Origin of the sequence: Streptomyces sp. NPDC096311, from assembly GCF_044763085.1 — a bacterium.
In the GTDB taxonomy this organism is placed as follows: Bacteria; Actinomycetota; Actinomycetes; order Streptomycetales; family Streptomycetaceae; genus Streptomyces.
On sequence record NZ_JBIWFN010000014.1, the window covers coordinates 123099 to 145803 of the forward strand.

Genomic DNA, 22705 nt, shown 5'->3' on the forward strand with positions numbered 1-22705 from the left:
TTCCGCGAAACTCCTGGGGTAAACGGGGTGTGAGCTTTCACACGCAACGGAGAATTGCCTCGCGGCGTCGGGTTACGGCAGAGTCTCAGTCCTGTCAGGCCCCGCATACGACACACGTGTACCCCCAGCGGTACCGCACCTCAGGAACACCAGAACTCCATAGAGTCGTCGTATGCCGCCCGCGCACCACGCGGCACTTCCGTCAAGGGAGTTGCCCACCGGGCCCGTGCCTCCCGTGACCCCGCAGTTGGGAGGCCAGCGTTCAGGGGCACGATTGCGTCCGCGAGGGTCACCTAAGCGGGCGATGCTGGAAGGAAACCGTGTGAGCCGGATTTCGGTCCGGGGACTCGCAGTGGCCTCGGCCACCGCGGTCACCGCTGTCGGCGCCGTGAGTGGTGTTGCCTCGGGCAACACCGGCCAGCCGTCGAACGACGCCGAGGCTACGGCGAGCGACTCGACTCTGCTCGCGGACATACCTGCGGGCCAGCAGGCCCAGGTGCAGACCGCGTCCCTGACGCAGCAGGCCGACGCACAGGCCATCGCCGCGGACGCGAGCGCCAAGAAGGACGCGGAGGAGGCTGCCCGCAAGCAGGCGGCCAAGGACGCGGTCGCGAAGCAGAAGAAGGCCGCGGCGGACGCGAAGGCGCGCAAGGAAGCCGCGGAAGCGGCCAGCCGCTCCGAGACGCGGACCACCGCTGTCAGCCTGGCCCCGCAGTCCTCGTACACCGTCGCTGAGGTCCAGGCCATCGCGCGCCAGATCATCCCCAGCGGTCAGTTCCAGTGCTTCAGCAACATCGTGGACCACGAGTCCACCTGGAACTACCGGGCGCAGAACCCCTCTTCCGGCGCCTACGGTCTCGTGCAGTCGCTGCCCGGCAACAAGATGGCGTCCGTCGGTGCCGACTGGCAGACCAACCCGGCCACGCAGATCAAGTGGGGCCTCAACTACATGAACGACCGCTACGGCAGCCCCTGCGGCGCCTGGTCGTACTGGCAGGCTCACGGCAACTACTGAGCCGTCGTCACCTCCGGCCGCTCAACCTTTCGAAGCCCCTCCCCGTCCTAGGGTGAGGGGCTTCGGCCATGTACGGTCGGAACCGACGACTCCAGGGGGGAGTGGTGGGGAGAAGCGGGGGAAGAGGACGGATCATGTCGAGAGTGCCAGGGTTGCTCGGCCGGCTCGGGGCCGGGCTGACCGAGCTGGGTGCGCGGCTGGACGAGCGCCGCGTCGAGGTGGAGAAGGAGTCGGGGGGCTCGCTCGACCTGATCGACGAGACCGACGACCGGTCGCCGCGCGGCTCCACGACGCAGGTGCGAACGGACGCGAAGCCTGCCGCTCCCCCTGCCGACGCCGCTCCCGAACCCACGCCCGACGAACGTGAACCGGGATCCGATTCCGATGCGGAGCCCTCCGCCGTTTCCGACCCCGTCCCCCACTACACCCGTGGGCCGGAGACGGACACCCGGCCCGATCCCGTCCTGGCCGTGCCGTGGGGCGTACGGGTCGCGGCCGAGGCCGGCTGGCGGCTGCTCGTTCTCGCGGGCACCCTCTGGGTGTTGATGCGGGTGATCAGCGCCGTACAACTGGTCGTACTGGCCTTCGTCGCCGCGCTGCTCATCACCGCGCTCCTTCAGCCCGCCGTGGCGCGCCTGAAGAGACTGGGATTCCCCAGGGGCCTCGCCACCGCGCTCACCGCGATCCTCGGCTTCGTCATCATGGGGCTGGTCGGCTGGTTCGTGGTCTGGCAGGTCCAGGAGAACATCGACAACCTCTCGAACCAGATCCAGGACGGCATCGACGAGTTGCGCAAGTGGCTCCTCAACAGCCCGTTCCATGTGACGGACAAGCAGATCAACGAGATCGCCAAGAACCTGCGGGACGCGATCGGCGCGAACACGGACCAGATCACGTCGGCGGGGCTGGAGGGCGTGACCGTCATAGTGGAAGCCCTGACCGGCATCCTCCTGACGATGTTCTCGACGCTCTTCCTTCTCTACGACGGCAAGCGGATCTGGGAGTGGACGCTGAAGCTGGTGCCGGCGGCGGCCCGGCCGGGCGTCGCCGGTGCCGGACCGCGCGCCTGGCGGACGCTCACCGCCTACGTCCGGGGCACGGTGATAGTGGCGTTGATCGACGCGATCTTCATCGGCCTGGGCATCTACTTCCTCGACGTCCCGATGGCCGTCCCGCTGGCCGTGTTCATCTTCCTCTTCTCCTTCATCCCCCTGGTCGGCGCGGTGGCCTCGGGCGCGCTCGCGGTCGTCGTCGCCCTGGTCACCCAGGGCGTGTTCACCGCGGTCATGACCCTCGTCGTGGTCCTCGCGGTCCAGCAGATCGAAGGCCACATCCTCCAGCCGTTCATCCTGGGCCGCGCGGTCCGGGTCCATCCGCTGGCGGTGGTCCTCTCCGTCGCCGCGGGTGGGCTGGTCGCGGGGATCGGCGGGGCCGTGGTGGCGGTGCCGCTGGTGGCGGTCACCAACACGGTGGTGGGATACCTGCGTTCGTACTCCCGCGAGCCGGGACTCCGCCACGCGCCGGAGCCGCGGGGCGCCACAGCGATGGATGTGGCCCCGGTACGCCCCCCATCTCCGTGACGATCCCACCCCACTGCGTGCGGGTCCTTTGTCCGCGGGCGAGTCGGAACTGCGCGACCGGCCCCCGCCGGGCCCGCAGCCGAAGAGCTCACCCGGGGGGTCTGGGGCGCGGAGCCCCCAGGTGATGCCGAGGCCCCGCCCACCCGGCCAGGGTGAACGGGGCCTGAGAGAAGACGCGGAGGGTTACTCCGAGAGAACGGCTTCGGCGTCCAGGGTCGTGGCGACCGCCTGGATCACGGAAGCGATCTTGAACGCCTCCTGGATCGTCTCCCGGTCGACGCCCGCCTTGCGGAGCACCTGCTCATGGGAGTCAAGACACTGCCCGCAGCCGTTCACCGCGGACACCGCCAGCGACCACAGCTCGAAGTCGACCTTCTCGACACCGGGATTGCCGATGACGTTCATCCGCAGACCGGCCCGCAGGGTCCCGTACTCGGGGTCCGACAGCAGGTGCCGCGTGCGGTAGAAGACGTTGTTCATCGCCATGATCGCGGCAGCCGACTTGGCGGCGGTGTACGCCTCCGGCGACAGCTGAGCCTTCGCCTCCGGCTCCAGCTCCCGCAGCACCCGCGGCGACCGCGCCGCGATCGCGCACGCCAGCACCGTCCCCCACAGCTGCTGCTGGGGAAGGTCCGAGTTGCCGATGACCGAGCCGAGGTTGAGACGCAGGTCCTTCGCGTAGTCCGGCAGGGCGGACTTCAGTTCGTCGAGGGACATGGAGGGTTACTCACCCGCCAGGAGCGCCACCGGGTCGAGGGTGTTCTCGCCCTTGGTCCAGTTGCACGGGCAGAGCTCGTCCGTCTGGAGCGCGTCGAGGACCCGGAGGACCTCCTTGGGGTTACGGCCGACGGAACCGGCGGTCACCATGGAGAACTGGATCTCGTTGTTCTGGTCGACGATGAACACCGCACGCTTGGCGAAGCCGTCCTCGCCCTCGATACCGAGGTCCCGCATGAGCTCGTGCTTGGAGTCGGCCATCATCGGGAAGGGCAGGTCACGCAGGTCGTCGTGGTCCTTGCGCCAGGCGTGGTGCACGAACTCGGAGTCGCCGGAGAAGCCGAGCACCTGAGCGTCACGGTCGGCGAACTCGCCGTTCAGCTTGCCGAAGGCCGCGATCTCGGTCGGGCACACGAAGGTGAAGTCCTTGGGCCATGCGAAGATCACCTTCCACTGACCCTCGTAGGTCTTGTGGTTGATCTGCAGGAACTCCTCGCCCTTCTCCAGCGAGACACAGGCAGTCAGATCGAACTCGGGGAACTTGTCACCGACAGTGAGCACGCGCTCTCCTTGCAGCAGGGAGAAGCCCTTCGTGGGGGCGTTTCCCGGGGGTTGGACGAAGCTGATGTTGGCACACGCTGCATTGATTACGGAAATAGCTACAATCGGTCGTGTTGATCGAGTGCAGCTATCAGTGACTATGAGTAAGAGGTACGGCCATGGCCAGCCCGATGGGCAACGCAAGCTCCAAGGGCCCCATGAGCGGCAAGGGAGCCATGAACCCCAAGGGGAACGGGCGCCGTCAGCCGAGCCTCGCCCAACTGCGCGCCTTCGCCGCCGTGGCCGAGCACCTGCACTTCCGTGACGCGGCCGCCGCGATCGGCATGAGCCAGCCCGCGCTGTCGGGCGCGGTATCCGTCCTGGAGGAGACGCTCGGCGTGACCCTCCTGGAGCGTACGACCCGCAAGGTGCTGCTCTCACCCGCCGGCGAGCGGCTCGCCGTACGCGCGAAGGCGGTACTGGACGAGGTCGGCGCGCTCATGGAGGAGGCGGAGGCGGTACGGGCGCCGTTCACCGGGGCGCTGCGCCTCGGCGTCATCCCCACCGTCGCGCCCTACCTCCTGCCCACCGTCCTCAACCTGGTCCACGACCGCTACCCGGACCTCGACCTCCAGGTCCACGAGGAGCAGACCGCCAACCTCCTCGACGGGCTGACCTCCGGCCGTCTCGACCTGCTGCTGCTCGCCGTCCCCCTCGGTGTGCCCGGCATGACCGAACTCCCGCTGTTCGACGAGGACTTCGTGCTCGTCACCCCGCTCGACCACTCGCTCGGCGGCCGGGAGGGAATCCCCCGCGAGGCCCTGCGCGAGCTCAACCTGCTCCTGCTCGACGAGGGGCACTGTCTGCGTGATCAGGCCCTCGACATCTGCCGCGAGGCGGGCCGGGAGGACGCGCCGGTCACCACCACGGCCGCGGGCTTGTCCACCTTGGTCCAGCTCGTCGCCGGCGGCCTCGGCTGCACCCTGCTGCCGCGCACCGCCGTCAAGGTCGAGACGACCCGCAGCAACCAGCTCCTCACCGGCTACTTCGCGGACCCGGCGCCGACCCGGCGGATCGCGCTGGCGATGCGCGCCGGGGCCGCGCGGGGCGGCGAGTACGAGGAACTGGCCGCAGCGCTCCGGGAAGCGCTGCGGCCACTGCCGGTACGGGTGTGGGACCGGGACGCCTGAGCGCCCCGGCCCACGGGCCCCGTCACTCGGTGCGCAGGCCGTCCGGCCGCATCAGGCGCAGTAGCGGTGGCAGGCTGAGTGCGGTCACCAGCAGGACGACTCCCGCGCCGATGCCGGTCATCGACAGCAGGCTCGGCCAGTCCACCCGCACCGAGACGCTCGTCATCTTCTGCAGGACCACGCCCAGGGTCACGCCGACCACGGAAGCGAGCAACAGACCCAGCGCGATCGGGATCGCGGTCTGCCAGAGCACCGACAGGCTCAACGTGCGGCGTCGAGTGCCGAAGGCAACCAGGACGGAGAGCAGTTTCTTTCGCTCGCGCAGCTGTTCCAGCTGGGAGACCAGCAGGCTCGCGCCGATCAGGAACAGGACGCAGGCCGCGCCGACGGACAGGCCGGTGCGGATGGAGGTGTAGCGGTTGTCCTGCTCGGTCGACGCCCAGGTCCAGGCGTGGGCCAGCGGGCTGAGCTTCGCCGTGGTGTTGCGAACGATGTCGTAGACGTCCGGTGTTGACTGGTCGAGCTGCAGGTAGGCGTCGCCCTCGATCGCCTGTGCGGCCCCGGCCGGCAGTGCGCTCGGGGTGAACAGGATGCCGCCGGTCAGACCGTTCGTCGCATCCGTGCGGGTCCGGGCTGCCTTGATGTCCTGCGGCACGGTCCAGGCGGCCTGCCTGCCCCTGAAGCTCTCGGCGTAGGAGGGGTCGATGTAGAGGGTTCGGCCGGGCTTGCCGAGCTTCAGCGCGTCCAGGTCGCTGTCGGAGCCCTTGACGAGGAAGACGTCGCCGTCGCGGCACGTCGGCAGCGTGGCCACCTCGCGCAGCGACGCGCAGTTGCCGACGGTCACGCTCGTGGACGTGTTGGGGTCCAGCTTCCGGTCGCCCAGCGAACCGGAGCCGATCGCGATGACGTGTCGTACGCCCTTGGTCCGCGCGAACTGCTCGCGGGCCTGGTCGAGCGGGGTGTCGTAGGGCAGGCGGACCTGCATCTGCGCCCGCTGGAGGTCGTTCGACGTTTCCTTGGTGTAGTCGCCCTCGACTCCGGCGAACAGCATTTGCAGGGCGATGGCGCCGGCCACCGCGACCGCGATGCCGTTGACCATGCGGGCCGCCGTTCCGCTGCTCAACTGGAGTCTGCGGATGGCGAGTTGCCAGGACACCGAGCCGGAGCCGAGCCGGGCGACGACCGTTTCGACGATCCAGGGCAGCAGCGCCGTGATGCCGATCAGGAGCAGCAGGACACCGCCGATCACCAGGTACTGGTTGAAGTTTCCGTTGGAGTTGCCCTTGCCGATCATCGGGTAGAGCATCGCGAGCCCGCCGATCGGCAGCAGCAGCCGCCACCACAGCCGGCGCCGCGCGGGCTTGGCCGCACGGACCACGCCGAGCGGCTCGATGACGACCCCGCGCAGTGCGAGCAGGGTGACGAGGACCGCGGCCGCGGGCACCGCGACGGCGACCAGGGCGGCCAGTGCGGGCGTGGGGTTCAGATAGCTCGGGAACACGCTCTTGCCGAAGATCTCGACGGATCCCGCCAGTTGACGGGCCAGCAGGAAGAAGACCGTGCCGAAGGCGAGCCCGAGGACGGCGCCCGAGAGGGCCTCGCCCGCGGCGATCCGCCGGGTCATCCGGCTGTCGGAGCCGACCAGGCGCAGTGCCGCGAGCCGCCGGTCGCGCCGCTCGCCGCCGAAGCGCACGGCCGCGGCGATGAAGACGCCGACCGGCAGCAGCAGTACCACGAAGACGACGATGATCAGGAGGAGGAGTACCGGGTCCAGTGCGTCGGGCGGTCCGAGGGGCTGCCCGAAGTGGTCGATACGGGTCACTCTGGAGCCGTCGATCCTCGGGGCGAGGTTGTCGGCGCCCGCGTAGTAGCTGAGTTCGTTCGCGCCGACGAGACCGGGCTCCCCGATGGTCCCGATGGTGCGGTACGGCAGCCGCTCGCGCAGCAGTTTCCCGCCGCCGGACTTCAGCAGGTCCGCCAGCGCGGGGGAGACCACCATCTCGCCCGGCGCCGGGATCTTCTTCACCCCCGGCGGCAGCGGCGCCCGGGTCCCCTCGGGCTGCAGCTCGCGTCCGCGGATGTCCTTGTCGCGGTAGGTGTCGTCGACGGCCGCGACGAGCAGGGTCCGATCGGACGCCTTGGGTATGTCCACATCGCTGAACGTGATGTCCGTACGGGCCTTCTCGCGGTCGCTGCGGGCCTGGAGCGCATTCGGCAGCGCCGTGGTGAGCAGCAGCAGCGCGACGCCGAGCCCGACCCCGACGGCCGTGAGGACCGCACGCATCCAGCCCTCGCGTCCGCCGGTGAAGGCGAACTTGGCGCCCATGGCCAGGTCTCTGGACCACTGCCGGACGCTGGGAGCGGCGCTCATACGACCCGCTCCATGTCGCGGGACTTTCCGTCGCGTACGACGATCTCGCGGTCCGAGTAGGCGGCCACCCGCGCCTCGTGCGTGACGAGGACGACGGCGGCGTTGGTCGAGCGGGCCGCCTCGGTGAGCAGATCCATCACGCGTTCGCCGTTGAAGGAGTCGAGTGCTCCGGTGGGCTCGTCCGCGAAGAGTACGCGTGGGCTGGTGACCAGGGCCCGGGCGACGGCGACCCGCTGTCCCTGGCCGCCGGATATCTCACCCGGCCGCTTGCTCTTGAGGTCGTGGACCTCCAGCCGTTCCATCCAGGACAGGGCGGTTCGCTCGGCCTCCTTGCGCCCGGTGCCGTTGAGCCGCAGCGGGAGGGCGACGTTCTCGACACAGGTCAGTTCGGGAACGAGCTGCCCGAACTGGAACACGAACCCGAACTCGCTGCGCCGCAGCGCGCTGCGCTGGGCGTCGTTCATGGTCGCCATCTCCTGGCCGTTGTAGACGATGGAACCGGAGTCCGGAGTCACGATGCCGGCCAGGCAGTGCAGGAGGGTCGACTTGCCGGAGCCGGAGGGGCCCATCACGGCGACGACCTCGCCCGGGTGGATGGAGAACTCGGCGCCGTCGAGGGCGCTGGTGGGGCCGTACGCCTTGCGCAGGTCGTGGGCCGTGAGCAGGGAGCCTGCGGGGGTCATCGGGTTACCGCCTCGGCGAGTTTTTCGAGGCGCGCGGCGGTGAGCTCCAGCCACCGCAGGTCGGCCTCCAGATGGAAGAGGGCGTGGTCGCAGATCAGCTGGTCGGCCAGGTCGCCCTTGCGTTTGCGGTCCGTCAGGATGCGCATCATCCGCAGGTGCTCGGAGCGCTGCGTGTCGAGGATCTCGGACGCGTCCCGGTGGGTGAGCAGCGCGAGAACGACCTTCGTGTACAGGGTCGACTGCAGATACGGCTCGGGCTTCTCCGGCGTCGCGAGCCACTGCTGTACGTCGGTGATCCCGGCGTCGGTGATCGCGTACCGCTTCCGCTCCGGGCCGCCGCCCGCTTCTATCCCGTCGACCTCGACGAGTCCGTGCTTGAGCAGCCGGGACATCGTCGAGTAGACCTGGCCGTAGTGCAGCGGCCTGTCGTGACCGAACTTCTCGTCGAAGGCCCGCTTCAGGTCGTAACCGTGGCGGGGCCCGGACTCCAGGAGTCCTAGGAGGGTGTGACCGATGGACATGCCGAGCACTCTACACACGGCGTATACACCGCACGTATACACACCGCGAATAGATCATGGTGGACGCCACGTCCGTGCAGGTCACGCCCGATTGTCACGGTTCCGTCACCACGTTTCCTCGCCCCCGCCGCCCCTACCCGTCCCCTCCCAGGGGGCTCCGCCCCCGGCCCCCCGCATCAGCCAGAACGGCCTCGTCCTCGACCGCCGGACAGCCTGAAAGAAGCGGGCCGCACCGGCCGGGTCACCGCCCCGTCCCCGAGCACCGCACGAACCGAGCCTCCCAGGCCCGCGAGAAACTGCGAGCCCGTCCCGCAGCCGAAGAACGACCCTGGCCTTCAGGGGCGCGGGGAACTGCGCGACCGGCCCCCACGGGCCCGCAGTCGATGGACGGCCCTGGCGTTCAGGGGCGCGGGGAACTGCGCGACCGGCCCCCGCCGTCCCGCAGTCGACGAACGGCCTGGAGTTCAGGGGCGCGGGGAACTGCGCGACCGGCCCCGACGGGCCGGCAGTCGACGGACGACCCCGGCGTTCAGGGGCGCGGGGAACTGCGCGACCGGCCCCCACGGACCCGCAGGCGGCAGGCAGGCGGACGCGGCGGGAGCGGAACCTGGCGGTGCCTACTCCTCCGTCGCGTCCGTCGCGGAAGCGGACGGTCGCCCCCGTCGAGGAATCGGCCCCGCCCCACCCGGCAACCGCCCCGCCTCCGCAAGCGCCCGCCGCAACAGATACTCGATCTGCGCGTTGGCCGAGCGCAGCTCATCCGTCGCCCACCGGGCCAGCGCTTCATGGACCAGCGGATCCAGCCGCAGCAGGACCTGCTTACGCGGCTGCGGCTGCGGCCGACGCTCGGGGACCGACCCCCCGGAGGGATCCGTCACTGGTAGAGGGACCCCGTGTTCAGGACGGGCTGCGGAGCCCGGTCACCGCACAACACCACCAACAGGTTCGACACCATCGCCGCCTTCCGCTCGGGGTCCAGCTCCACAATGTCCCGCTCGGTGATCCGGGCGAGCGCGGCCTCGACCATCCCGACCGCCCCGTCCACGATCTCCCGCCGCGCCGCGACCACCGCCCCGGCCTGCTGGCGCTGAAGCATCGCGGAGGCGATCTCGGGAGCGTACGCGAGATGCGTGAAGCGCGACTCGATGATCGAGACCCCGGCCGCCTCCACTCGCGCGTGCAGTTCGACGGCGAGCTTCTCGGTGATCTCCTCGGCGTTGCCGCGCAGTGAGAGACCGTCCGCGTCGTGGGCGTCGTAGGGGTACTCGATCGCGATGTGCCGTACGGCCGCCTCGGTCTGTGTGGCGACGAACTCGAGGAAGTCGTCGACCTCGAAGGTGGCCTGCGCGGTGTCCTCGACCCTCCAGACCACGACCGCGGCGAGCTCTATCGGATTGCCGTAGGCGTCGTTGACCTTGAGGACGGCGGTCTCGTGGTTGCGTACCCGGGTCGAGATCTTGGTGCGGGAGGTGAAGGGGTTCACCCAGCGCAGCCCGTCCTGGCGGATCGTCCCCCGGTACCGCCCGAAGAGCTGGACGACCCGCGCCTCACCGGGCGCCACCGTGTTCAGCCCGCACATCGCGATGAACGCGGCGAGGCCGATCAGGATGCCGGGGACGATCAGCGCGGCCTTGGCCCCGCCGGCGTCGACCGTCGTGGCGGCCGCGACCATGCCGGCGCCGAGCAGCAGCCCGACCAGCCCGAACAGCAGCGCGAGCCCCCCGCCGATGCTGTGCGCGGCGAACTCCCGTACCCGCGGATCGGGCATCCGCGGCACATCGGCGGGAGCCGAGGAGTCACTGGGATCCGAGCCGTGGGGAGTCGAGTCGTGTTCCGGCATAGGTGCCCCCGTTTTCGTAGGGCGGAAGCCCGTATGACTCCCACCCGTCCATGGCCAACCAGGCCTATCTAAGTGATATCACTTTACCCGCCACGGCAACCTTCCACTCCTCTCGCACGTCGGTTGAGGTGGGACGGATGCGATGTCCTGAGTGGTACGTGCTGATTGTCACGTCCGCAAAAGACCGGATCGATAGCCCTTTGTCATAGCGCGTGGTGTTAGTTTGCTGAGCTGACCTCAGCGGTGGACCTGTGTGACGCGCGAACACGAACGCGACACCCGAGCGCGTGAGTGAACGCGGCAGGACACGCGTACAAGAGAGCGCGACACGAGAGCGAGCGGAGCGGACGCAGCCATGGGACGAGCGGAAGAGAGACGAGCGCGGCAGCACGGTGGCCGCCGCGCGGCGGCCATGCCCTCGTCCGGAGGAAAGCCCCGGCGCACCGGCATACGCCGGTTCGTGAACTGGAAGACGATTGTCGGCACCTTCCTGGGCTTCTGTCTGCTCGGTATGGGCGCCTTCATCGTGCTCTACATGGTGGTGTCCATACCCCAGGGCAACGCGGCTGCCACGCAGCAGAGCAACATCTACAAGTACAGCGACGGCAGCACGCTCGCCCGAACCGGCAAGGTCAACCGTGAGATCGTCGGCCTGGACAAGGTGCCCAAGGACGTCCAGAAGACCTTCGTCGCCGCGGAGAACAAGTCCTTCTACAAGGACTCCGGCGTCGACCTCAAGGGCACGGCCCGAGGTCTGATCAACACCCTGTCCGGCAAGGGCAAACAGGGTGGTTCGACGATCACCCAGCAGTACGTCAAGAACTACTACCTCACCCAGGACCAGACCGTCACGCGCAAGCTGAAGGAACTGGTCATCTCGCTGAAGCTGGACCGTCAGCAGTCCAAGGACGACATCCTCGCGGGCTACATCAACACCAGCTACTACGGCCGCAACTCCTACGGCATCCAGGCGGCGGCCCAGGCGTACTACGGCAAGGACGCGAGTGAACTCACGGTCGAGCAGGGTGCGTACCTCGCCTCGCTGCTCCAGGCCCCGAGCCAGTACGACTGGGGTGCCGCCACGGACACCGGCAAGCGGCTGGTCACGGCCCGCTGGAACTACACCCTCGACAACATGGTCGAGGAGGGCTGGCTGCCCGCCGCCAAGCGCGCGACCATGAAGTTCCCGGTCCCGCAGGACCCCAAGGGCGTGCCCGGCATGGAGGGCCAGACCGGCTACCTGGTGGACGCGGCCAACGGCGCGCTGGCCAAGCGGCTCGTGACCCAGGGCGCCGCCGCCAACTACGAGGACGCCAAGGCGCTGGTCGACGCGGGCGGCTGGACGATCACGCTCAACATCGACAAGAAGAAGCAGACGCAGCTGGAAGTCGCCGTCAAGACGAAGCTCACCGGCAAGCTGGACACCAAGAAGCGCAAGGTCGACGGTGACGTCGAGGCCGGTGCCGCGTCCGTCGACCCCAAGACCGGCAAGGTCGTGGCGATGTACGGCGGCGAGGACTACTTCAAGCACTACGTGAACAACGCGACCCGCCGCGACTACCAGCCCGCCTCCACCTTCAAGCCGCTGATCTTCGCGGCGGCCCTGGACGAGCAGGCCAAGACGCAGGACGGCCAGGGCATCACGGCGGACACGGTCTACGACGGCACCAGCGGTCGCTCCGTCAAGGGCAGCAGCATCGGCTTCGCGCCGCCCAACGAGGACGACCAGAACTACGGCGACGTCACGGTCCAGACCGCGATGAACAAGTCCATCAACTCCGTCTTCGCGCAGATGGGCGTCGACGTCGGCATGGACGAGGTCCTCAAGGTCGCCGGCAAGCTCGGCATGGACACCAAGGGCATGCAGGCGGTGCCCGCGCAGACCCTCGGCACCATGGGCGCGAGCCCGCTGGAGATGGCGGGCATCTACGCGACCCTCGACAACCACGGTCGGAAGGTCACCCCGGCCATCGTCGCCTCGGCCGAGCACAAGGACCGTACGGTCGACTTCCCGACCCCGATCGGCGACCAGGTCATCAGCTCCCAGGCGGCCGACACGGTCACCTCGGTGCTCACCGGCGTGGTCAACGACGGTACGGCCCAGGTCTCGGTGGCCCAGGCGGTCGACCGCAACGACCAGCAGGTCGCGGGCAAGACGGGTACGTCCGACAACAACAAGTCGGCCTGGTTCACCGGGTACACGCCGAACCTGGTCACCTCGGTCGGTCTGTTCGGAGAGGTCCCCAAGGACCGCAAGGACAGCGGTGGCAAGGTGGTCAAGCAGGGTACGCAGGTCTCCCTGAAGGGCGCCGCGGGCGGCGGCCGTGTCAACGGCGGCGGCTTCCCGGCCCAGATATGGGCGGCGTACACCTTCAACGCGATGGGCAGCGTCACCACCTTCGACCTGGACACCACCCAGGGTGCGGCGATGGCGCCCACCACCACGCCGACGATCAGCGACACGCCGAGCGAGACGGCGTCGCAGACCCCGACCACCGAGCCGCCGACCAGCGAGCCGCCCACCACCAGCGCGCCGCCGACCCCGACGTCGGAGCCCCCGAGCACCCCGGCGACGACACCCCCGACCACCCCGGCGGGGACCCCGACCGACGAGATCACACCACCGGACCCATTCAATCCGGACAACCAGCAGTAACCGTCAAAAAGGCCCACCAGGGCCTGAGCGAAAAAGGGCGCCCGGTGGCTCACCGGGTGCCCTTTTTGCTGGGTGATTATCGGCCACAAAGGCCGAAACTTTAAAGTTCTATGAGAAATTCATTGACTCGGGTTGGGTGCCTGGACCATTCTCCCGTCAACGGGGAGGGGATCTTGGCGACACCTTGCGCTGCGCGTTGACCGGCTGACTGCGCTCAATTCATGTCTGAATCCGCGAACTCCGAACTCGATGCGCGGCCCATCAGGCATGCCCGGATTGTGGTCAAGGTGCCCTTTCCTTTTCAGGGCTCTCGTAGTGCGGGAGCCATGTGAGAAGGGGATATTTTGCGACTCTACAGACGAATGCGGGTACGGCTGGCCGCGTTGGCGACCGGTGCGTTACTCGCCGGACTTACGCAGCCCGTGGCCTGGGCCGATCCACCGGCACCGGCGTCTTCCGCCACGAAGACGGCGGCCGAGGCTCAGCGTGACGCGGTGCCGTCGGCCGAGCGGGCCGCGGTGCTGGGCAAGGGGTGGCAGGCGTCCGGTGACGTGGCGTGGACGACCTCGGGGGACGCGGACGGCTTCCATCTCTTGACCGCCAGGAAGAAGGACGGATACAGCTGGCGCACCCTTGCGTCGCTTTCCGAGCCGGGATTCGACGCCGACGCCTGGATCGGCAACACCTGCGTCACCGGTTCGGGCAAGCGGGCGGTTGTGGTCTATGCGCCTCGTACCTTCACCAACAAGCCCCAGCTGATGGCTCGGGGCGGGTTCACCGCGGTGGTCGATCTGGCTTCCGGCCGGGTGACGAAGCTGGACCTCAAGGCGTCGCTGTCCTACTACAACCCGGGCTGCGGACCTGGTGAGACGGTGATCCTGACCCAGTCCGGCGGTGAGGACAGGCCCGGCACCCGGCTGTTCCGGCTGGACGCCTCGACAGGCGGGATCGGCAAGCCGATCCCGGTCAAGGGGCAGGTCACCTCGGCCGTCCCGGCTGCCGACGGTTCCATAGCCGCGGCCTCCGGCGCGGAGGTCGTCAAGGTCGACGCCAGGGGCGGGCGCACGGCTCTCGCCCGTACCGACGGTGTGCCCTACCGCCTGACGCCCGACGGCGACGGAGGGATCGCCTTCCTCGACAAGCGCGGTGCCACGTCCCAGGTGAAGCGCATCACGGCCGGTGCCGTCGCGCACCCCGACGTACGCACCACGCGGGCGACCGTGCTGGCCCGGGGCCTCGCCACCGAGACCGGACTGACCCGCAGCGCCGGGACCGTGTATGTGACCGGCACGACCAGGCCGACAGCCGCCCGAACGCCGACCACGGTGAAGAGGCTCGCGTCGACGCCGAAGGACGTCACCGTCTCCACACGTGGCGAGGCCGTCCTGACCCACACGGCCTGGGCCGACGGCAAGGGCACGCTGCTGCAGCCCGGCGAGGCCACCAGGGCCCGTACGCTGAAGATGTCCCTGACCACCCGCGCCACCGGACGCAAGGCCTCCTTCACCGTCGATCCGGCACATCGGGTGTCGGCGTACGCGAGCCAGGGCCGTGACGCGTCCCCGGGGCTGCTGTCCGGCTCCGGAGGCAGTGCCAAGGCGTCGGTGGCCGCGACGGCCGCGGGCGACCCGAGCGACCCGGTGGAGGCGGAGCGCACCTGCTCCGTGCCGCGCAACGATGTGCGCAACCAGGCCATGCAGCCCAAGCCGCGCCAGGTGGAGTGGGCGGTCGACATGGCGGTCAAGGGCTTGCTGAACACGCACATCTCGCGCCCTGCCAACTGGAAGAACCTGGGCATGCCCGCCTACATGCCGCAGTCACTCTTCCTGAACCCGCCGCTCGACGGGGGCGGCCGTGCCATGGCGCAGGTCATGCTCGGGGTGACCACCCAGGAATCGAACATGTGGCAGGCCGGCCGGGAGGCCGTGCCCGGGGTCACCGCCAGCCCGCTGATCGGCAACTACTACGGCATCAACCTCTACGACGGGGATCCCAGCAACGACTGGGACGTCGACTTCGCCAAGGCGGACTGCGGTTACGGCATCACGCAGATCACCGACCACATGCGGATGGCCGGCCGCGAGGACGGTCACGGCGGTGCGGCCTGGGACTACCAGAAGCAGCGGGCCGCCGCGCTGGACTACACCGCCAACATCGCCGCGGGCCTGCAGACCCTCGTCTCCAAGTGGAACGAGACCCGCGCCGCCGGCATGATCGCCAACCACGGCACCAGCGGCCGGCCGGAGAACTGGTACTTCGCCCTGTGGGCGTACAACTCCGGCTTCCACGCCAACGCCGGTGACGGCTCGCCGTGGGGCCTGGGCTGGGCCAACAACCCCGCCAATCCCGAATGGGACGCCGGTCGGCTGCCGTTCATGGAGAACGCGGCCGGCGGCGAGGACGCCAGCGCCGCGGCCCGCCCGCAGAACTGGCCCTACCAGGAGAAGGTCCTCGGCTTCGCCGCCCACCCGCCCTCCTTCCTGGAGTCGCCCGGCACGCTGGTCCCCGCGTTCCGCCCCGCCACCTGGAACGGCACCAGCTCGGCCGTCACCGTCAAGGGCAGCGCGCTCTACAACCGGGCCCACCTCAAGGCGCCCGAGGACGCCTTCTGCGACTCCTCCAACAGCTGCGACCCGAGCCGGATCTCCGACGGCGCCTCCAACGACAGCGCGAGCAGCGGTCCCTGCGGCCGTGACGACGTCAAGTGCTGGTGGAACAAGCCGGTGACGTGGAAGACCGACTGCGTCGACACCTGCGGATACGAGTTCGTCCGCTTCGGTGACACCGCGCCTGAAGAGGCCGACGGCACGGCATATCCGCCGAGCTGCAGCACCAGCGGACTCCCGGACGGGGCTCTCATCGTCGACGACGTCCCGGCCGACACCCCCGTCGTCCGGGCGGGCTGCAGCAACTCCTGGACGAACTCCGGCACCTTCAGCTTCGACTTCGCCAACAACGCGGTCGAGACCGTCTACCCGGCCAAGGTCGACCTCCACCAACTGGGCGCGGGCTTCGGCGGCCACTTCTGGTTCGGCCACACACGCGCGGACGACACCAAGGGCCAGCGGCTGAAGATCACCGGTGACTGGAAGCTCAACAGGGAGCTCGACAAGGACGCCCGGGTCTGGGTGCACCTTCCCGACCACGGCGCGCAGACCAAGCTCGCCAAGTATCAGATCAAGACCCGCAACGGCTGGCGCACCAGGACCGTCTCCCAGCCGGGTGACAGCAACCGGTGGGTGAAGCTCGGGATCTTCCGTACCAAGGGCATCGTGCCCGAGGTCAAGCTGAACACGATCACGTCCGACGGCACGGGTGACGAGGACATCGCCTTCGACGCCGTGGCGTTCGAGCCCGGCGACTGGGACTTCGTACCCGATATCGTCATCCCGGAGGGCGACCCCGACGCGCCCGACCCGGTGTGGGAGGACACGGACCGGCAGAAGCAGCCGAATCCCGAGGGCACGACGCTGGCGGCGAACAAGGAGCGCTGCGTCGCCACGGACCACGAGGGCACACGCCAGTGCGTGAAGCTCGACTACGACATCAAGAAGTACGGCGCCGGGAAGTGGCAGCAGTCCAAGAGCGCCAGGAGCGGCGTCGCCGCAGCCGCCGCTCCGCTGGTGTCGTGGTGCGACGACCCCACCGTCTCCGGCTACACCATCACGCGCCGCGAGGGCTGCAACAAGCTGGCCGTCGTGATCAGGTGGGAGCACAACGGCGAGACGGTGGGGACGGCCATCTTCGCGGTTCGCGAGGAGATGCTGCTGGAGAACAAGGCCGTGTTCCGCGAGCGGATGTTCATGAGCCCGCTGTCCCTCGACGCCTCGTTGGGCACCGTGTCCCTGGACTACTGGGACGCGATCTGCACACCGGACTGCGACGAGGCCTACCAGGGCACCTGGGACGGTCTCACCATGTGGGAACCCATTGTGGACACGCACTGGGCGTCGGCGACCAGGACGTTCACCTGGAACAACGCTGTGTCCGGTACGTCCCAGAAGTTCGATCGGGGCACGTTCCTCAACTTCAAGGCGGCTGCCCCCGAGGCGGCCGGCGCGGCCGCGACCATCAAGCCGTCCTGGACCTTCTGGGGAGAGGTCGAATGTGACAACAGCGTCGCTGTAACCAATTCGACCGGCTGCGTCTTCGCCAAGAACACACCGACGTGGCAGACCAACACCAAGCGCTATCCGGCCGCTGCCGCCTACTACTGGGTGCTGCGGGAGAAGCTTGCGGACCATCCGGGCAGCAAGAAGTACAACAAACCGATGCACCGCATGACGGACAAGGTCCAGCAGGAACACAACCGCAACACGATTTGCAACAAAACCGGCGTCGGCAAGTGGACGGCCCACCCGGACGCCACCGGGGACACCCAGGGAGTGCAGTGCGACGAGTTCCCCTTCGCCGCCACCCAGGAGAGCGGAGGAATACCCACACCGGTCGTCAACGGAGGGATCTGCGCGCAGCTCTTCGCGCAGAAGCAGGACGACGGCACCTGGCGCCTCTTCGACGACGACGGGTACGACCCACCCACGTGGAAGGAGATCTGCGGGCGTGCTTCCATGCCGGGCAAGCAGAACGGAGACGCGGGAAGAGGCCCGGGACTGTCGGGCTTCTTCACGAAGGCACGGGTGCAGAACGGCGGGGCGTTCTACATGGAGGTTCCGCAGATGGAGGGATGCAATCCCGATGACGTCTGCGTCATCCGTCCCTGAATCACCGCCCTTCTAGGGCGATGGACGTGGGGGGCCGCCGGTACGGCCGGTCCCCCACGGTGGGCCCTCCCGCGTCACGTCCAGACGACGTTGCTCGTACCGTCCGACTCGCGGACCGTCTCGGGACGGATCTCCCTGCCGATCGCCGTGACGACGGGCCGTCCGGTCTCCAGGGATTCGAGTGTCTCCTGGAACATCTCGGACAGGCTCTTCCAGCGCACGACCCCCCACAGTTCCAGATCCTGGTCGATCTCCAGGACGGCGCCGTACGTCGGCCCCTCGCGATGGTCCACGATCAGCTGCGTGCCGACGTGCGTACTGCTGAGGGGCACCCATTTCACATGAGCCGTCCGGCCCACGACGAAGTCCGCGTTGTCGTCCTCCTGGCTCCACGCCACGTCCTGCTCCATGTCCCGCTGGCCGAGCAGCATGCGCTCGGCGTCGACCGGATAGTGGCCGCCCGGAAGGAAGCCGCCGGGGCCGCTGTGCCGGAAGTGGGTCGACACGCCGTTGTGATGCTCCAGCCACGTCCGGATCTCGGGGACGAGCGAGAACCTGTCCTCGGTGATCGCATCGATTTCCGACGCCGTCGCGGGCGGGTTCAACGTGCCGAAATCATCCGGCGCGTTGACTTCCAGCCACCGGTCGAGACGGTTCAGTACGTCTTGAAGCTGCACGGTTCGTCCTCACGTCTGGATGCTGCCTCCCCTACAACACCACAAGCGCGTGGCGCCCGAGGTGGAGTCGAATCGATTCCACCTCGGGCGCCACGCCCCGTATACCCGGGCGCTCAGCCTCCGTTGACGTCGTGGGCGATCCGGTCGCCCAGTTCCTTGTCGATGTTGCGCCAGTACTGCAGGGCGCGGTCCAGGACCGGGCGGGAGACGTCGGCCTTCAGGTGGCCGCTGACGTTCGAGACCAGGCGGTCGCGGGCCGCGTCGTCGAGGACCTGGCGGACCATCGTGCCCGGCTGGCCCCAGTCGTCGTCCTCGCGGTGCAGCTTGTACGCCTCGCGCACCAGCTCGCCCGTGGCCTGCCAGCTCACCGGGTCGCCGAAGCGGGAGAAGTCGGCCGCGGGGCCGCCGTAGGAGTTGGGCGCGTACGGGCGCGCCGCGAGCGACGGCTCGTAGCGCATCGGGCCGTCCTTGGCGTACGAGTTCACCGGGGCGTGCGGACGGTTCGGCGGCAGCTGGGCGTAGTTCGGGCCGATCCGGTACCGGTGAGTGTCCGGATAGGAGAACAGCCGGCCGAGCAGCATCTTGTCCGGCGAGGGGCCGATGCCCGGCACCAGGTTGGACGGCTCGAAGGCGGCCTGCTCGATGTGGATGAAGTAGTCCTCGGGGTTCCTGTCGAGGGTCATCCTGCCGACGTCGATCAGGGGATAGTCCCCGTGCGGCCAGACCTTGGTCAGGTCGAAGGGGTTGAAGCGGTAGTCCGCCGCGTCCTCGAACGGCATGATCTGGACCTTCAGGCTCCAGCTCGGCGCGTTCCCGGACTCGATCGACTCGTACAGGTCCCGGCGGTGCTTGTCCGCGTCCGACCCGGCCAGCTCGTCGGCCTCCGCCTGGGTGAGGAAGTCGATGCCCTGGTCGGTCTTGAAGTGGTACTTCACCCAGAACTTCTCACCAGCGCCGTTGATCCACATGTAGGTGTGGGAGCCGTAGCCGTTCATGTTGCGGTACGTCTTCGGGATGCCCCGGTCGCCCATCAGCCAGGTCACCTGGTGTGCCGACTCGGGCGAGAGGGTCCAGAAATCCCACTGCATGTCGTTGCTGCGCAGCCCGGTCGCCGGGTGGCGCTTCTGCGAGCGGATGAAGTCCTGGAACTTGATCGTGTCACGGACGAAGAAGACCGGGGTGTTGTTGCCCACCAGGTCGTAATTGCCCTGCTCGGTGTAGAACTTCAGCGCGAATCCGCGCGGGTCGCGCCAGGTGTCGGGCGAACCCTGCTCGCCGGCCACGGTGGAGAAACGGGCCAGCATCTCGGTGCGTTTGCCCGGCTGGAAAAGGTCGGCCTTGGTGAACTGACTGACATCATTCGTTACTTCGAAGAATCCGTATGCGCCACTGCCCTTGGCGTGCACCACCCGCTCGGGGACCCGCTCCCGGTTGAACTGGGCCATCTTCTCGATGAGGTAGTGGTCCTGGAGCAGGATGGGGCCGTCGGGACCGACGGTCAGCGAGTGTTCGTCGCTCTCCACCGGAATGCCGGCGTTGTTCGTGGTGTACGGAGCCTTCTGGGGTGCCTGCGTCACGAGCGTCCTCCCGTCAAGAAGAGAGTCTTCAGATCGCTTCGCTCACCTCAGCAGTCAACTCTGCCGACAGGATGTCGGCAACCGGGCCGCCGTGGGGCGAGGCGGATCGCGTACCCCTCGGCCCCCCGGTCCATTCAGCCCCGGTTCAGTTCGAACCAGACCACCTTTCCGGTGCTCAGACGCGTGGCGCCCCACCGTCTGGCCAGTTTGTTGACCAGATACAGGCCACGCCCGCCCTCGTCCGTGGCGCGCGCCTGCCGCAGCCTGGGCAGCTGTGGCACGTCGTCGCCCACCTCGCAGCGCAGCACGTCCGTGCGCAGCAGACGGAGGGTGACCGGGCGTGACGCATAGCGCACGGCGTTGGTGACGACCTCGCTGACCAGCAGCTCCACGGAATCGCTCATGTCCTCAAGGCCCCAGCGGGACAGCGCCCGGCGGGCCAGGCGCCGGGCCCGCCCGGGGGCCGCGTCCTCCGGCTCCAGGAACCAGTACGCCACATCGCTCGGCGCGATCCCGTCGAAGCGGGCGGCGAGCAGCGCGATGTCGTCGTCCCGGTCGCCCGGACCGAGCATGTCCAGCACCTCGTCGCAGAGCGCTTCCAGCGGCGGCGGATGGTCCGGGCCGGTGAGCTGCGCGGTGGCGGCGAGCTTCTCGCGCAGCTGCTCTATGCCGGTCCACACGTCCCTCAGGCGCGACTCGACCAGGCCGTCCGTGTACAGCAGGAGCGTCGCCCCGGCGGGCGCGTCCAGCTCGACCGCCTCGAAATCCACTCCTCCTACGCCGATGGGGGCGCCCGGCGGCACCCGCAGCACCTCGGCCCGGCCGCCCAGGTGCAGCAGCACCGGCGGCGGATGGCCCGCGTTGGCGATGGTGATCCGGTGCGCGACCGGGTCGTAGACGGCGTACAGGCAGGTCGCCATGCGGTCGGTGCCCAGGCGCTGGGCCTGCTCGTCCAGGTGGTGCAGCACCTCCTGCGGGGGCAGGTCGAGCCCGGCGAGGGTCTGCGCGGTGGTGCGCAGCTGGCCCATGATCGCGGCCGAGGTCATCGAGTGGCCCATGACGTCACCGACGACGAGGGCGACGCGGCTGCCCGGCAGCGGGATCGCGTCGTACCAGTCGCCGCCGACCCGCGCGGTCTCCGCGGCCGGCAGATAGCGCGAGGCCAGCCGCACTCCGGTGGGGCGCGGCAGCGTCTCGGGCAGCATGGTGCGCTGCAGCTCGTCGGCGATGTACGCCTCGCGGCCGTAGAGCACCGCCTTGTCGATGCCGAGCGCGCTGTGCGTGGCGAGCTGGGCCGCGACCAGCAGATCGTCCGTCTCGAACGCCATCCGCTCGGGGCGGCGCACGAAGAGCGCCGCCCCGATCACCCGGCGCCGTCCGCGCAGTGGGGCGAGGATCGCGCGCTGGCCGGTGGGCACGATCAGCTCGTCGCCGAGCAGCTCGGGCAGCGCGGCCCGGGCGGCGGGTGCGTCCGCGAAGACCGGGCGCACGCCGCGCAGCACCTCGGCGAGGGCGCCGCCGGGGCGCACCTCGCACAGCTCGGCCGTCATCGCCGAAAGTTCGTTCGGCTCGGGCCGCAGTGCGGGCATGAAGCCGTTCTCGGTGTCCCGCTCCTCGGGGATCCGGTCGGTGCGCCGCAACCGCAGCACGAGGGGCCCGGTGGGCCGCTCGTCGCCGACCGGCAGCGGGTCCCGCAGATAGACGAGGATCGCGTCCGAGAAGGTCGGCACGGTGGCCCGGCACAGACCCATGACGATCTCGTCCAGGTCGATGCCGCGGGCGATCCGCCGGGTCGCCGCACCCACGAAGCGTAGCCGGTCCCCGTCACGCCGCATCGGCATCGGGCCCGCGTGCGGCAGCCCCTGCCCGGTACGCCGGTCCGTGCCCGTGGTGTTCCCGGACGGCCGGTCGCCTTCCATGCCCGGCTGGGCCGGGATGCCCTCGGGTGCCGGGCGCGGGCGGTGCGCGTCGGGCTCGCTGGCCGAGGGCTGGGAGTGCTCGGGGCCGGGGGAGGCGGGCGGCGGCGTGGGCGCGCCGGTGCCCGAGGGAGACGGTGTGTCGGTGCTCGCCGACGCCTGGGTGGCGGACGATCCGTGCTGGCCGTAGGGCGTGCCCGGAGCGGAACCGGTGGGGGCGTCGCCGGTGCGGGCGGGTTGTGCGGGTAATGCGCCGGGCGCGCGCTGCGGCTCCGGGGTACGCAGGAGCGCCCCGCGGGGGTCCGCGGGGGTGGAGGGCCGGCCGGCGCCGCTCTGGCGGCGCTCGTGCGAGGTGGGGTGCTCCGTCACGCGTGTCGAATCCATCCGTCCGGGGCTGCGCGCCGTGCGTGCAGTTCGTCCCGCAGCCCCGATACCCGGAATGTGTGTCCCGGGAACGGAATCTGCGCGTCGTCAGGACGGGGCCTGCCCGTCGCCGACGTGAACGCCGTCGTCGGGCCGAACGCCCTGTGCGGCCCGGCGGGCCGTCCGCCGACCGTACCGTCGTGGCCCTCGTACCCCTCGCTCACGTCCTGCCGCCCCTCGGTGACGTATGGTCAAGCCCAGCGCATGCTGCGGGAGTTGCTGCTGTGCTCCCACCCGCCACTCGGCCACCACCCCTCAACGACGGTGCTGCGCACCGG

15 protein-coding genes are annotated in these 22705 nt (G+C 69.2%); 5 read left to right on the forward strand and 10 right to left on the reverse strand.

Going from position 1 to position 22705, the window contains the following annotated elements; genetic code table 11:
• Nucleotides 1-322: 322 nt before the first annotated feature.
• Entirely contained in the window at nucleotides 323-1015 is a 693-nt protein-coding gene (locus ACIRA5_RS32510; protein ID WP_403696812.1) for a transglycosylase SLT domain-containing protein, read from the forward strand.
• A gap of 134 nt (nucleotides 1016-1149) precedes the next feature.
• On the forward strand, nucleotides 1150-2595 hold the full coding sequence (locus tag ACIRA5_RS32515) for an AI-2E family transporter (RefSeq protein WP_403696814.1): 1446 nt from the start codon (nucleotides 1150-1152) through the stop codon (nucleotides 2593-2595).
• Between the two features lie 183 nt (nucleotides 2596-2778).
• On the opposite strand, the gene ACIRA5_RS32520 is transcribed toward ACIRA5_RS32515, so the two are convergent.
• Nucleotides 2779-3312, reverse strand: a complete 534-nt coding sequence (locus ACIRA5_RS32520; RefSeq protein ID WP_352045831.1) for an alkyl hydroperoxide reductase — start codon at nucleotides 3310-3312, stop codon at nucleotides 2779-2781.
• 6 nt (nucleotides 3313-3318) lie between these two features.
• The gene (locus ACIRA5_RS32525) at nucleotides 3319-3873 is read right to left on the reverse strand and encodes a peroxiredoxin (RefSeq protein ID WP_352045832.1); all 555 of its coding nucleotides are present in this window, start codon (nucleotides 3871-3873) and stop codon (nucleotides 3319-3321) included.
• Nucleotides 3874-4088: 215 nt separating this feature from the next.
• On the opposite strand from ACIRA5_RS32525, the gene ACIRA5_RS32530 reads away from it, so the two are divergent.
• The gene (locus tag ACIRA5_RS32530) at nucleotides 4089-5042 is read left to right on the forward strand and encodes a LysR substrate-binding domain-containing protein (RefSeq protein WP_403697237.1); all 954 of its coding nucleotides are present in this window, start codon (nucleotides 4089-4091) and stop codon (nucleotides 5040-5042) included.
• Nucleotides 5043-5064: 22 nt separating this feature from the next.
• Here ACIRA5_RS32530 and ACIRA5_RS32535 read toward each other — a convergent pair whose 3' ends face one another.
• The 5 genes from ACIRA5_RS32535 to ACIRA5_RS32555 form a co-directional block, all read right to left on the reverse strand.
• Nucleotides 5065-7413 (reverse strand): ABC transporter permease, encoded by a 2349-nt coding sequence (locus ACIRA5_RS32535; protein WP_403696818.1) that lies wholly within the window; start codon nucleotides 7411-7413, stop codon nucleotides 5065-5067.
• Complete coding sequence (locus ACIRA5_RS32540; RefSeq protein ID WP_403696821.1) at nucleotides 7410-8096, reverse strand: ABC transporter ATP-binding protein; 687 nt, start codon at nucleotides 8094-8096, stop codon at nucleotides 7410-7412. Before ACIRA5_RS32540 ends, ACIRA5_RS32535 begins: the two co-directional genes overlap by 4 nt.
• Complete coding sequence (locus tag ACIRA5_RS32545) at nucleotides 8093-8617, reverse strand: PadR family transcriptional regulator (protein WP_067368291.1); 525 nt, start codon at nucleotides 8615-8617, stop codon at nucleotides 8093-8095. The genes ACIRA5_RS32540 and ACIRA5_RS32545 overlap by 4 nt, the downstream gene beginning before the upstream one ends.
• A gap of 617 nt (nucleotides 8618-9234) precedes the next feature.
• Nucleotides 9235-9495 carry a hypothetical protein gene (locus ACIRA5_RS32550; RefSeq protein WP_403696824.1) on the reverse strand — a complete coding sequence of 87 codons (261 nt, stop codon included), beginning with the start codon at nucleotides 9493-9495 and terminating at the stop codon, nucleotides 9235-9237.
• Complete coding sequence (locus tag ACIRA5_RS32555) at nucleotides 9492-10457, reverse strand: SPFH domain-containing protein (protein ID WP_403696827.1); 966 nt, start codon at nucleotides 10455-10457, stop codon at nucleotides 9492-9494. The genes ACIRA5_RS32550 and ACIRA5_RS32555 overlap by 4 nt, the downstream gene beginning before the upstream one ends.
• Before the next feature lie 355 nt (nucleotides 10458-10812).
• On the opposite strand from ACIRA5_RS32555, the gene ACIRA5_RS32560 reads away from it, so the two are divergent.
• Both ACIRA5_RS32560 and ACIRA5_RS32565 read left to right on the forward strand, forming a co-directional pair.
• Complete coding sequence (locus ACIRA5_RS32560; protein ID WP_403696830.1) at nucleotides 10813-13113, forward strand: transglycosylase domain-containing protein; 2301 nt, start codon at nucleotides 10813-10815, stop codon at nucleotides 13111-13113.
• Nucleotides 13114-13457: 344 nt separating this feature from the next.
• A complete protein-coding gene (locus ACIRA5_RS32565) occupies nucleotides 13458-17834 on the forward strand; it encodes a hypothetical protein (protein ID WP_403696833.1) in 4377 nt (1458 codons plus the stop codon).
• Nucleotides 17835-17908: 74 nt separating this feature from the next.
• On the opposite strand, the gene ACIRA5_RS32570 is transcribed toward ACIRA5_RS32565, so the two are convergent.
• From ACIRA5_RS32570 to ACIRA5_RS32580, 3 genes are all read right to left on the reverse strand, one after another.
• Nucleotides 17909-18511 (reverse strand): hypothetical protein, encoded by a 603-nt coding sequence (locus ACIRA5_RS32570; RefSeq protein WP_403696836.1) that lies wholly within the window; start codon nucleotides 18509-18511, stop codon nucleotides 17909-17911.
• A gap of 113 nt (nucleotides 18512-18624) precedes the next feature.
• The gene (locus tag ACIRA5_RS32575) at nucleotides 18625-20088 is read right to left on the reverse strand and encodes a catalase (protein ID WP_403696839.1); all 1464 of its coding nucleotides are present in this window, start codon (nucleotides 20086-20088) and stop codon (nucleotides 18625-18627) included.
• Between the two features lie 134 nt (nucleotides 20089-20222).
• Nucleotides 20223-22388, reverse strand: a complete 2166-nt coding sequence (locus tag ACIRA5_RS32580; protein ID WP_403696843.1) for a SpoIIE family protein phosphatase — start codon at nucleotides 22386-22388, stop codon at nucleotides 20223-20225.
• Nucleotides 22389-22705 lie beyond the last annotated feature (317 nt).

Coding starts and splice junctions, on each gene's coding strand:
- ACIRA5_RS32540 (WP_403696821.1), bottom strand. CDS start 8,096: ATGACCCCCGCAGGCTCCCTGCTCACGGCCCACGACCTGCGCAAGGCG.
- ACIRA5_RS32515 (WP_403696814.1), top strand. CDS start 1,150: ATGTCGAGAGTGCCAGGGTTGCTCGGCCGGCTCGGGGCCGGGCTGACC.
- ACIRA5_RS32560 (WP_403696830.1), top strand. CDS start 10,813: ATGGGACGAGCGGAAGAGAGACGAGCGCGGCAGCACGGTGGCCGCCGC.
- ACIRA5_RS32545 (WP_067368291.1), bottom strand. CDS start 8,617: ATGTCCATCGGTCACACCCTCCTAGGACTCCTGGAGTCCGGGCCCCGC.
- ACIRA5_RS32535 (WP_403696818.1), bottom strand. CDS start 7,413: ATGAGCGCCGCTCCCAGCGTCCGGCAGTGGTCCAGAGACCTGGCCATG.
- ACIRA5_RS32555 (WP_403696827.1), bottom strand. CDS start 10,457: ATGCCGGAACACGACTCGACTCCCCACGGCTCGGATCCCAGTGACTCC.
- ACIRA5_RS32520 (WP_352045831.1), bottom strand. CDS start 3,312: ATGTCCCTCGACGAACTGAAGTCCGCCCTGCCGGACTACGCGAAGGAC.
- ACIRA5_RS32580 (WP_403696843.1), bottom strand. CDS start 22,388: ATGGATTCGACACGCGTGACGGAGCACCCCACCTCGCACGAGCGCCGC.
- ACIRA5_RS32530 (WP_403697237.1), top strand. CDS start 4,089: ATGAACCCCAAGGGGAACGGGCGCCGTCAGCCGAGCCTCGCCCAACTG.